Origin of the sequence: Streptomyces sp. AcH 505, assembly GCF_000818175.1 — a bacterium.
Taxonomy (GTDB): domain Bacteria; phylum Actinomycetota; class Actinomycetes; order Streptomycetales; family Streptomycetaceae; genus Streptomyces.
Window position 1 is genome coordinate 1,579,116 of the sequence record NZ_JTIY01000001.1, and the last position, 11,091, is coordinate 1,590,206.

Consider the following 11,091-nt stretch of genomic DNA (forward strand, 5'->3'; position numbering starts at 1 on the left):
GCCGCGCGGGGGCCGGCGGGAGCTGGCCCTTCAGCGGGCCCCATTCGTTCGGGTCGGGCACGCCGGGCGGCAGCATCTGCCGCCGGCGCGGGCCGCCGCCCTCGGACTCCCCGGGTTCCTTCGCCCCCGGCCACGCCTTGGCGACCCGGGCCGCGAGGACGAAGTCCTTGCGCAGCGGGTGACCTTCGAAGGTCTCGGGGAGCAGCAGGTGGACGAGGTTCGGGTGGTCGGTGAAGGAGACGCCGAACATCTCGTACGTCTCCCGCTCGTGCCAGCCGGCGCCCGCGTACACGCCGAGCGCGGTCGGCAGGACGGGCGCCTCGTGCGGGACGGTCGTACGGAGCAGCAGTTTGCGGACCGTGCCGCCGCCCAGCGCGACGACGTGCGCGCAGACACGGAAGCCGGTGCCCGGTTCGTCCACGGCGCTGAGCCAGTCGAAGAAGCCGCAGCCCAACTGGTCGCGTGCCGCTTCGAGTGCGCTGATCCAGGAGGCCGCCGGGACATCGACGGTGAGGAGTTCGTACGCCCGCTCCGCCGTCGCGCCCTCGCCGAAGACCTCGGCCACGGCTGCCGGGTCGGGCAGCCGGTCGTACGCGTTCACGACGCTCCCTCACCAGGGGCAGCAGGAGCGGCAGGCGTGGCATCCGGCGCCGGAGGTGCGACCAGATCGCTGCGCAGCGCGGCGGTCGACGGCCTGGCCGCCGACGCGTACCGGTCGCCGAGCGTCTCGCGGGCGATCTTCTCCTGGAGTTTGAGGATGCCCTGGAGGAGCGCCTCGGGCCGGGGCGGACAGCCCGGTACGTACACGTCGACGGGGATGATCTGGTCGACGCCCTTCGTGACCGAGTACGAGTCCCAGTACGGGCCGCCGCAGTTGGAGCAGGCGCCGAAGGAGATCACGTACTTGGGCTCGGGCATCTGCTCGTACAGCCGCTTCACGGCGGGTGCCATCTTGTCCGTGACCGTGCCGGACACCACCATCAGGTCGGCCTGGCGCGGCCCGGGGGCGAAGGGGATCACTCCGAGCCGGATGAAGTCGTGCCTGGCCATCGAGGCGGCGATGAACTCGATGGCGCAGCAGGCGAGTCCGAAGTTGAAGACCCACAGGCTGTAGCGGCGGCCCCAGTTGAGGACGACCTTCATCGGTTCGGGTGCCAGCCGCGAGAGCACGCCGAGACGCCTCGGCTCGGGCAGCAGCTCGGGCTCGGGAGGCAGCGCGGGCTCGGCGGCAGGGGCGGGGGTCACGTCCATTCCAGGACGCCCTTCTTCCATGCGTAGAGCAGTCCCACGGCCAGGAAGCCGAGGAAGACGAACATCTCGACCAGCGTCGTGGCGCCGTAGCCCGGGGCGGCGAAGACCGTGGCCCACGGGAAGAGGAAGACCGAGTCGACGGCGAAGATCACATAGAGGAACGCGTAGACGTAGTAACGGACCTGGGTGTGTGCCCAGCCCTCGCCCACCGGGTCGACGCCGCACTCGTAGGTGAGCATCTTCTCCTGGGTGGGGACCACGGGGCGCAGCAGCTGTCCCGCCCCGAAGGCCACCGCGACGAACAGCACACCGATGACGGCGAGCAGCCCGACCACCGTGTAGCCGTGGAAGTAGTCCCCCGCGAGAACGGTCGGTTCCGACACGTCCGCCCCTCGCTCCCTGACCTCGTAGCAGCCTCTTCGACGATCTGTACGGACGGGAGTCTAGGCCCTGTTAAAGATTGGGTAAGCAGCCGCGTCCGGCAAGGGTGGGGTTATCCCTAGTTCCCTCCTCCCAGCTTCCCCATGGCGCCGGCGACTCCGGCCCGGCAGGCTGGGGGGTTATGACCGCCAGTGCCAGCCCCGCCTCGTCCGATCTGCCGCCGCCCGCGCGCTTCGCCTACAACCGGCACACGTGGAAGGAGGTCTCCTACCTCCTGGCGAACCTGCCCGTTTCCATGGTCGCGTTCGTGCTCATCGTGTTCGCCATCACCACCGGTGTGGGTCTGTCCGTGACGGTGATCGGTCTGCCGTGGCTGGCGCTCGGCCTCGCCGGTGCGCGGCTGTACGGCAAGGGCGAACGGGCCCGCGCGCGGGGGCTGCTGGGGCTGCGGATCGACGAGCCGAGTCCGCTGTTCCGCAAGGGCAGGCGCGAGCCGGGCACGGACGGCTTCTTCGGCCGGCTCTGGACGGGGCTCAAGGACACGGTGGCCTGGCGGACGGCGCTGTACGCGTTCATCCGGCTGCCCTGGGGCGTTCTGACGTTCGCCGTCACGCTCGTCGGCCTCATCGTGCTGTGGCCGGTGCTGCCGTTCGTGGTGCGCGGGCTGACCAACGTCGACCGGGCGATGGTGCGGGGCCTGCTGTCGCCGTCCGACGGCCTTGAGCGGCGGATCGCCGAGCTGGAGTCGGACCGGGGCGTGGTCGTGGACACGGCAGCCGCCGACCTGCGCCGGATCGAGCGCGATCTGCACGACGGGGCGCAGGCCCGGCTCGTCGCCCTCGCCATGGGGCTCGGCCTGGCGAAGGAGAAGCTGCTCGAAGATCCCGACGCTGCGGCCGTGATGGTCGACGAGGCGCACGGCGAGGTGAAGCTGGCCCTCCAGGAGCTGCGGGACCTGGCGCGCGGCATCCACCCCGCCGTCCTCACCGACCGGGGCCTGGACGCCGCGCTGTCCTCCGTCGCCTCCCGCTGCACGGTCCCGGTGAAGGTGACCGTCGATCTGGCCGACCGGCCGGCGCAGGCCATCGAGGGCATCGCGTACTTCACCGTCTCGGAGCTGCTGCAGAACGTCAGCAAGCACAGCGGGGCGCGGATGGCCTCCGTCGACCTGTGGCGTGCCGAGGACCGGCTGCTCATCCAGGTCGGCGACGACGGCCACGGCGGTGCGCGGCTCGACGGCGGTACGGGGATGGCGGGGCTCGCCGAGCGGCTCGGCGCCGTGGACGGGCTGCTCGTCCTCGACTCGCCCGAGGGCGGTCCGACGACGATCACGGCCGAGCTGCCCTGGTGGGAGCGCGGCACGGCCTGACCACCGTCGCCCGGCCGGCGAAGAGGGTGGGGAAAACCCCCGGTCAAGTAGGAGACGGACCTCATGGTGCGCAGGACTCGGCCCGGGGAGCATGGAGTACATGGAGACCTACATCAACAGCGGCTCGCAGCCCCGGCGCCATGTCCTGCCCCCGGTGCTGCGCGCTCCGGTCGAGGCCCGCACCTGGCGCGAGTTCGGCTATCTGCTGCTCAGTTTCCCGATCAGTGTGACCGCGTTCTGCTTCGCGCTCACGATGACGGTGCTCGGCTCGGGGCTGCTGATCACCTTCCTCGGGGTGCCGGTGCTGGCTGCCGCGCTGGCGGCCTGCCGTGGCCTCGGTGTGCTGGAGCGGGCCAGGGCCAGGACCCTGCTGCGGGTGGAGGTGGCGAACCCGGAGCCGGTGCGGAGCAAGAAGGGCGGACCGCTGGCCTGGATGGGGGCGGTGCTGAAGAGCGGGGTGTCCTGGCGGCATCTGCTCTACGCGCTGCTGCACTTCCCGTGGGCGACGTTCGCCTTCACGGTCTCCCTGACCTTCTGGACGACGGCCTGGGCGCTGTTCACCTATCCGCTGTGGCAGTGGATCTCCCCCGACTCCGGTGACGCGCGCATCCAGCTGTTCAGCGACGCGCAGGGCAACGTGGTGGTGCTGGACAGCCCGTTCGAGATCGCGGCGGTCAGCGCGGTCGGTCTGGTGCTCGTGCTCGCCTCCCCCTGGCTGATCCGGGGGCTCACCAGCGTGGACCGGCTGTGGATAACGGGTCTGCTCGGCCCGTCCAGGCTCGCGACCCGCGTCACGGAGCTGGAGTCGGACCGGGGCGTGGTCGTGGACACGGCAGCCGCCGACCTGCGCCGGATCGAGCGTGACCTGCACGACGGGGCGCAGGCCCGGCTCGTCGCCTTGGCGATGGATCTGGGGCTGGCGAAGGAGAAGCTGACGGAGGACCCGCAGGCCGCGGCGCGCATGGTCGGTGAGGCGCACGGCGAGGTGAAGACGGCGCTCCAGGAGCTGCGGGACCTGGCGCGCGGCATCCACCCGGCGGTCCTCACCGACCGGGGCCTGGACGCGGCGCTCTCCTCCGTGGCCTCGCGCTGCACGGCGCCCGTGGAGGTCACGGTCGATCTGCCCGCCAGGCCGGCCGCGGCCATCGAGGGCATCGCGTACTTCACCGTCTCGGAGCTGCTGCAGAACGTCAGCAAGCACGCCAGGGCCCGGCGCGCCACGGTCGACGTGTGGCGTACGGCGGACCGGCTGATGCTCCAGGTGACGGACGACGGGCAGGGCGGCGCCGACATGACGGCCGGCAGCGGTCTCGCGGGGCTCACGGAGCGCCTCGGCGCCGTGGACGGCATCCTCGTCGTGGACTCCCCCGCCGGTGGTCCCACGGTGGTGACGGCGGAGCTGCCCTGGCGCGGCTGACCCGTCCTTTCCCCGCCCGCTGTTCGTCCGTTCCTCCGCCGGCCCCCGGATCTCCCTAGATTCGCCGCAGGTGCGGGCGGAGCGATCGGAACCCTGGGATGCTGGGGGCACCTGGATTTTCACGGGTGCGGACGGAAAAGCGACATGGGGGCTGCGGGGACGTGGAGGACAGAGTGCGGGTGGTCATCGCCGAGGACTCGGTGCTGCTTCGGGAGGGCCTGACCCGCCTGTTGACCGACCGCGGGCACGACGTGGTCGCGGGCGTCGGGGACGCGGAAGCACTGATCAAGACGGTGGGGGACCTCGCGGCGCAGGACACGCTGCCGGACGTGGTCGTCGCGGACGTACGGATGCCGCCGACGCACACCGACGAAGGCGTACGGGCCGCCGTGCGGCTGCGCAAGGACTACCCCGGCATCGGGGTGCTGGTCCTGTCGCAGTACGTCGAGGAGCAGTACGCGACCGAGCTGCTGGCCGGATCCAGCCGGGGTGTGGGCTATCTGCTCAAGGACCGGGTGGCTGAGGTCAGGGAGTTCGTGGACGCGGTGGTCCGGGTGGCGCGGGGCGGTACGGCCCTCGACCCGGAGGTGGTGGCCCAGTTGCTGGGCCGCAGCCGTAAGCAGGACGTGCTGGCCGGGCTGACCCCCCGGGAGCGCGAAGTGCTCGGTCTGATGGCCGAGGGACGGACGAATTCGGCCATCGCCAAGGCCCTGGTGGTGAGCGACGGAGCGGTGGAGAAGCACGTCAGCAACATCTTCCTGAAGCTCGGCCTCTCCCCCAGTGACGGAGATCACCGGCGGGTCCTCGCCGTCCTCACCTACCTGAAGACATGAGCCGCTCAGGACACGATCCGCCGGACCGGGCGTGGCGGCGGCCGCCGCCGCCGCGCCGCCGCTGTGCCGTAGCTCCGCCGGATGGTCCTGCGGGACCTAGACCCAAAGGATGAGTACGGCTCAGCCGGTACCGAAGCCCCCCAATGTGGGGCACATCACCCCAAAACATGGTGGGGAGATGTCTCACCATGCGACCCAGCACGCAAGCGGTCCAAGGTAGGCCACCCTTACCGACGTAGGGTGGCTTCCGGGACTGCCGGGTGGCCGGCCGGTCCCGAGCCGCCGCCTCGAGGGAGGTCCAGTTCAGTGACCAGCCAGGTCAGTAGCCCAGCCGATGAGGCCAACGACGCCGATGAGGCAGTCGTCGGGGAACAGCGTGCCCATCTGTCCGGACAGGGGGGTGCGGGCGAGAAAGAGGTCCGCCGTCTCGACCGGGTGATCATCCGGTTCGCGGGTGACTCCGGGGACGGTATGCAGCTGACGGGTGACCGGTTCACTTCGGAGACGGCGTCGTTCGGCAACGACCTGTCGACGCTGCCGAACTTCCCTGCCGAGATCAGGGCGCCTGCCGGGACCCTGCCGGGTGTCTCCTCGTTCCAGCTGCACTTCGCGGACCACGACATCCTGACCCCCGGTGACGCGCCGAACGTGCTGGTCGCGATGAACCCGGCGGCGCTGAAGGCGAACATCGCCGACGTACCGCGCGGTGCGGAGATCATCGTCAACACGGACGAGTTCACGAAGCGTCCGATGGCGAAGGTCGGCTACGACGTCTCGCCGCTGGAGGACGGGTCGCTGGAGGGCTACCAGGTCCACCCGGTGCCCCTGACGACGCTGACGATCGAGGCGCTCAAGGAGTTCGGTCTCTCCCGCAAGGAGGCCGAGCGCAGCAAGAACATGTTCGCGCTGGGTCTGCTGTCGTGGATGTACCACCGCCCGACGGAGAACACCGAGAAGTTCCTGCGGACGAAGTTCGCGAAGAAGCCGCAGATCGCCGAGGCGAACGTGGCCGCCTTCCGGGCCGGCTGGAACTTCGGCGAGACGACGGAGGACTTCGCGGTCTCCTACGAGGTCGCCCCGGCCGACGCCGCTTTCCCCACCGGCACCTACCGCAACATCTCCGGGAACCTGGCCCTGTCGTACGGGCTGATCGCCGCCGCCGAGCAGGCCCAACTGCCGCTGTACCTCGGCTCGTACCCGATCACCCCGGCCTCCGACATCCTGCACGAGCTGTCCCGGCACAAGAACTTCGGCGTACGCACCTTCCAGGCGGAGGACGAGATCGCGGCGATCGGCGCCGCGCTGGGCGCCGCGTTCGGCGGGTCCCTCGCCGTGACCACGACATCGGGCCCCGGCGTCGCGCTGAAGTCCGAGACGATCGGGCTCGCGGTCTCCCTGGAACTGCCGCTGCTGGTGGTGGCGATCCAGCGCGGCGGCCCCTCGACGGGGCTGCCGACCAAGACGGAGCAGGCGGACCTGCTGCAGGCCATGTACGGCCGCAACGGCGAGGCCCCCGTCCCGGTGGTCGCGGCCCGCACCCCCGCCGACTGCTTCGACGCCGCCCTGGAGGCGGCGCGGATCGCGGTCACCTACCGCACCCCCGTCTTCCTGCTCTCCGACGGCTACCTCGCCAACGGCTCCGAGCCGTGGCGGATCCCGGAGATCGACGAACTGCCCGATCTGCGCGTCCAGTTCGCCAGCGGCCCGAACCACGAGCTGGCCGACGGCACCGAGGTGTTCTGGCCGTACAAGCGCGACCCGCAGACGCTGGCCCGCCCCTGGGCCGTGCCGGGTACGCCGGGGCTCGAACACCGGATCGGCGGGATCGAGAAGCAGGACGGCACGGGCAACATCTCGTACGACCCGGCCAACCACGACTTCATGGTCCGCACCCGGCAGGCCAAGATCGACGGCATCACCGTGCCCGACCTGCACGTGGACGACCCGGACCACGCCCGCACCCTCGTCCTCGGCTGGGGCTCCACGTACGGCCCGATCACGGCGGCGGTACGCCGGCTGCGCAAGGACAGCGTGCCCATCGCGCAGGCGCATCTGACCCACCTCAACCCCTTCCCCGCCAACCTCGGGGACGTGCTGAAGTCGTACGACAAGGTCGTGGTGCCGGAGATGAACCTCGGCCAGCTCGCCACCCTGATCCGCGCCAAGTACCTGATCGACGCGCACAGTTACAACCAGGTCAACGGGATGCCGTTCAAGGCCGAACAGCTCGCCACGGCCCTCAAGGAGGCCATCGATGTCTGAGATCACCAACGAGCTGCTGACGCTGGTACCCAAGGCCGAAGCCAAGCAGTCGATGAAGGACTTCAAGTCGGACCAGGAGGTGCGCTGGTGCCCCGGCTGCGGCGACTACGCCGTCCTGGCCGCCGTGCAGGGCTTCATGCCCGAACTCGGCCTGGCGAAGGAGAACATCGTCTTCGTCTCCGGCATCGGCTGCTCCTCCCGCTTCCCGTACTACATGAACACGTACGGGATGCACTCGATCCACGGCCGCGCCCCGGCCATCGCCACCGGTCTGGCCACCTCGCGCCGTGACCTGTCGGTCTGGGTCGTCACCGGTGACGGCGACGCCCTGTCCATCGGCGGCAACCACCTCATCCACGCGCTGCGCCGCAATGTGAATCTGAAGATCCTGCTGTTCAACAACCGGATCTACGGGCTCACCAAGGGCCAGTACTCACCGACCTCCGAGCTCGGGAAGATCACCAAGTCCACCCCGATGGGCTCCCTGGACTCCCCGTTCAACCCGGTGTCGCTGGCCATCGGCGCCGAGGCCTCGTTCGTCGCGCGCACCGTCGACTCCGACCGCAAGCACCTCACCCAGGTGCTGCGCGAGGCGGCCGAACACCCGGGCACCGCGCTGGTGGAGATCTACCAGAACTGCAACATCTTCAACGACGGCGCCTTCGAGGTCCTGAAGGACAAGGACCAGGCGCAGGAGGCGGTGATCCGGCTGGAGCACGGGCAGCCCATCCGCTTCGGCGCCCCGCTGGAGAACGGCCTGGGCAGCAAGGGGGTCGTGCGCGACCTGGCCACGGGCGATCTGGAGGTCGTCGCCGTGACGCCCGAGAACGAGTCGCGGGTCCTGACCCACGACGCGCACTCGGCCTCGCCGACCAACGCGTTCGCGCTGTCCCGGCTCGCCGACGCCGACACCCTGCACCACACCCCCATCGGGGTCTTCCGCAGCGTCGACCGGCCCGTCTACGACACCCTCATGTCCGACCAGCTCGACACGGCCGTCGAGAAGCAGGGCAAGGGCGACCTCGCGGGCATGCTCGCGGGCAACGACACCTGGACCGTCGCGGGCTGACGCTCAGCCGCGTACGCGCGCGGCCACGTACGCGCGCTCAGGCACGCACACGCGGGGCCCGGATCTCCTCGGTGGAGGTCCGGGCCTCGTCGTACTCCTCGCGCGCCGTCAGCACGGCCGCCACCCGGCTCTCGGTCCAGCGGGCGAGCGCCCAGACCTGCTCGGCCGCCTCGCGCCCCAGCTCGGTCAGCGCGTAGTCGACGCGCGGCGGGATGACGGGCTTGGCGTCGCGGTCCACGAATCCGTCCCGCTCCAGCGTCTGGAGCGTCTGCGCCAGCATCTTCTCGCTGACCCCGCCGATCAGCCGCCGCAGCTCGCTGAAGCGGTACGAGCGCTCCAGCAGCGCCGCCAGGACGAGGACGCCCCAGCGGCTGGTCACATGCTCAAGGATCAGCCGGGATTCGCACATCGGCTGATTGACGTCCGGCCGCGCGAGCTGCGGGTACACCTCACTTACTGTCATGTCTGTACCTTACTTCAAGGTGGGTACTTACTCATAGTTAGTGCGCGCCGTAGGGTGGTGAGCGAGCAATACGAACCAGACAAATTTGGAGATATGGCATGAGCGTCGTCGTCACAGGAGCCACCGGCCACCTCGGCAAGCTCGTCATCGCGTCCCTGCTGGACTCGGGGGTGCCGGCCGCCGGTATCGCCGCCGTCGCCCGCAGCAAGGAGAAGGCCGCCGAGTTCGAGGCGCGCGGTGTCGAGGTGCGGATCGCGGACTACGACGACCCGCAGAGCCTGGCCGCCGCGTTCCGGCCGGGCGACCGGGTCGTGCTGATCTCGGGGAGCGAGGTCGGCCGCCGCGTACCGCAGCACGGCGCGGTCGTCGATGCGGCCAAGGCGGCGGGGGCGGCGCAGCTCGCGTACACCGGTGCGCTGGGCGGGCCCGAAGCGGACTTCGCGCTGGCCGACGAGCACAAGGTGACCGAGCAGCTGATCCTCGACTCGGGGCTGCCGTACACGTTCCTGCGCAACGGTTGGTACTCCGAGGTCTACACGGAGAATCTGGCTCCGGTGCTGGCGTCGGGCGAGGTCGTCACCAACGCGGGCGACGGCCGGGTGTCCTCGGCCGCCCGCGCCGACTACGCAGCGGCCGTCGCCGCCGTACTGACCGGCGAGGGCCATCTGAACACGGTGTACGAGCTGAGCGGCGACTCGGCGTGGTCCTTCGACGAGTACGCGGCCGAGCTGTCCCGGCAGACCGGCTCCACCATCGTCCACCGGTCCGTCAGCGAGGCCGAGCACACCGCCATCTTCGTCGGGATCGGGCTGCCCCAGCCGTTCGCCGAGATCCTGGCCGGCGTCGACACCGCGATCAGCCGTGGCCTTATCGCGGGCACGAGCGGCGACCTGGCGCGGCTGATCGGCCGGCCGACGACCCCGCTGGCCGACTCGATCGCCGCGGCGCTCGCGTCCTGACGTCAGCCCTCCGGTCATGACCGTATTCCGATACGCACATGACATCCCGGCCCGTGCCGCACTACCTTTCCTCGGGAGGCTCCGCCAGGACGGCGGGGGACGGCGGCGCGGGGCGGGGAGGGCCAGTGAAGGCAGAGGGTGAACAGCGGGCCGGACTCGAACAGCGGGCCGGACTGCTGTACGGAATCGCCGCGTACGGAATGTGGGGCCTCGTCCCGCTCTTCTGGCCGCTGCTCAAGCCCACCGGGGCGATGGAGATCCTCGCCCACCGGATGGTCTGGTCGCTCGCCTTCGTCGGCGTCGCCCTGCTGGCGCTGCGCCGCTGGGGCTGGATCAAGGACCTGGTCCGGCAGCCGGCCAAGCTCGGACTGCTGGTCGTCGCCGCGGCCGTGATCACCGTCAACTGGGGCGTCTACATCTGGGCGGTCAACGCCGACCATGTCGTCGAGGCGTCCCTGGGCTACTTCATCAACCCGCTCGTCACGATCACGATGGGCGTCCTGCTGCTGAAGGAGCGGCTGCGGCCGGCGCAGTGGACGGCGGTCCTGATCGGCTTCGTCGCCGTGCTCGTGCTCGCGATCGGCTACGGGCAGCCGCCGTGGATCTCGCTGGTCCTGGCCTTCTCGTTCGGCACGTACGGGCTGGTCAAGAAGAAGATCAACCTCGGCGGAATCGAATCGCTCGCCGCCGAGACCGCGATCCAGTTCCTGCCCGCCCTCGGCTACCTGCTGTGGCTCGGCGCCTCCGGCGACGGGACGTTCACCACCCACGGCCCCGGGCATGCCGCGCTCCTCGCCTCGACCGGCATCGTCACCGCCGTACCGCTCGTCTGCTTCGGCGCGGCCGCGATCCGGGTGCCGCTGTCGGTGCTCGGCCTGCTCCAGTACCTGGCGCCGGTCTTCCAGCTCATCCTGGGGGTCACCTACTTCCACGAGGAGATGCCGCCCGAGCGGCTGGCGGGCTTCGCGCTGGTGTGGGTCGCGCTGGCCGTACTGACCTGGGACGCGCTGCGGACGGCGCACCGTACGAAGGCGCGGGCGCGGCGGCTGGCGGCGGAGCTGGAAAGCCGTCAGGACCCGCCGCCCGC

Annotated in this window: 11 protein-coding genes; 7 read left to right on the plus strand and 4 right to left on the minus strand. The window is 70.5% G+C overall.

Annotated elements, in window-relative coordinates; genetic code table 11:
• The 3 genes from HY68_RS07325 to ndhC all read right to left on the minus strand — a co-directional run.
• Positions 1–601: NADH-quinone oxidoreductase subunit C (locus tag HY68_RS07325; protein WP_041985861.1), on the minus strand; the 601-nt coding region annotated here is incomplete at its 3' end.
• Entirely contained in the window at positions 598–1,251 is a 654-nt protein-coding gene (locus tag HY68_RS07330; protein WP_041985864.1) for an NADH-quinone oxidoreductase subunit B, read from the minus strand. The genes HY68_RS07330 and HY68_RS07325, both read right to left, overlap by 4 nt.
• Entirely contained in the window at positions 1,242–1,634 is a 393-nt protein-coding gene (ndhC, locus tag HY68_RS07335; protein ID WP_041985867.1) for an NADH-quinone oxidoreductase subunit A, read from the minus strand. The genes HY68_RS07330 and ndhC overlap by 10 nt, the downstream gene beginning before the upstream one ends.
• A gap of 179 nt (positions 1,635–1,813) precedes the next feature.
• Here ndhC and HY68_RS07340 point away from each other — a divergent pair, with 179 nt between their 5' ends.
• From HY68_RS07340 to HY68_RS07360, 5 genes are all read left to right on the plus strand, one after another.
• Positions 1,814–3,001 carry a sensor domain-containing protein gene (locus HY68_RS07340; RefSeq protein ID WP_041985869.1) on the plus strand — a complete coding sequence of 396 codons (1,188 nt, stop codon included), beginning with the start codon at positions 1,814–1,816 and terminating at the stop codon, positions 2,999–3,001.
• 100 nt (positions 3,002–3,101) lie between these two features.
• On the plus strand, positions 3,102–4,418 hold the full coding sequence (locus tag HY68_RS07345) for a sensor domain-containing protein (protein ID WP_328583178.1): 1,317 nt from the start codon (positions 3,102–3,104) through the stop codon (positions 4,416–4,418).
• Between the two features lie 173 nt (positions 4,419–4,591).
• Positions 4,592–5,251, plus strand: coding sequence for a response regulator transcription factor (locus HY68_RS07350; RefSeq protein ID WP_041995361.1), 660 nt, complete (start codon positions 4,592–4,594; stop codon positions 5,249–5,251).
• 306 nt (positions 5,252–5,557) lie between these two features.
• Entirely contained in the window at positions 5,558–7,513 is a 1,956-nt protein-coding gene (locus HY68_RS07355) for a 2-oxoacid:acceptor oxidoreductase subunit alpha (protein ID WP_041985873.1), read from the plus strand.
• The gene (locus HY68_RS07360) at positions 7,506–8,582 is read left to right on the plus strand and encodes a 2-oxoacid:ferredoxin oxidoreductase subunit beta (protein WP_041985876.1); all 1,077 of its coding nucleotides are present in this window, start codon (positions 7,506–7,508) and stop codon (positions 8,580–8,582) included. The genes HY68_RS07355 and HY68_RS07360 overlap by 8 nt, the downstream gene beginning before the upstream one ends.
• 37 nt (positions 8,583–8,619) lie before the next feature.
• Here HY68_RS07360 and HY68_RS07365 read toward each other — a convergent pair whose 3' ends face one another.
• Positions 8,620–9,045: a helix-turn-helix domain-containing protein gene (locus HY68_RS07365; RefSeq protein ID WP_041985879.1), complete on the minus strand. Its 426-nt coding sequence runs from the start codon at positions 9,043–9,045 to the stop codon at positions 8,620–8,622.
• A 98-nt stretch (positions 9,046–9,143) separates the two neighbouring features.
• Here HY68_RS07365 and HY68_RS07370 point away from each other — a divergent pair, with 98 nt between their 5' ends.
• Together HY68_RS07370 and rarD are read left to right on the plus strand one after the other, a co-directional pair.
• Positions 9,144–10,004: an SDR family oxidoreductase gene (locus tag HY68_RS07370; protein WP_041985881.1), complete on the plus strand. Its 861-nt coding sequence runs from the start codon at positions 9,144–9,146 to the stop codon at positions 10,002–10,004.
• Between the two features lie 200 nt (positions 10,005–10,204).
• On the plus strand, positions 10,205–11,091 hold an 887-nt coding region (gene rarD / locus HY68_RS07375), incomplete at its 3' end, for an EamA family transporter RarD (RefSeq protein WP_063779699.1).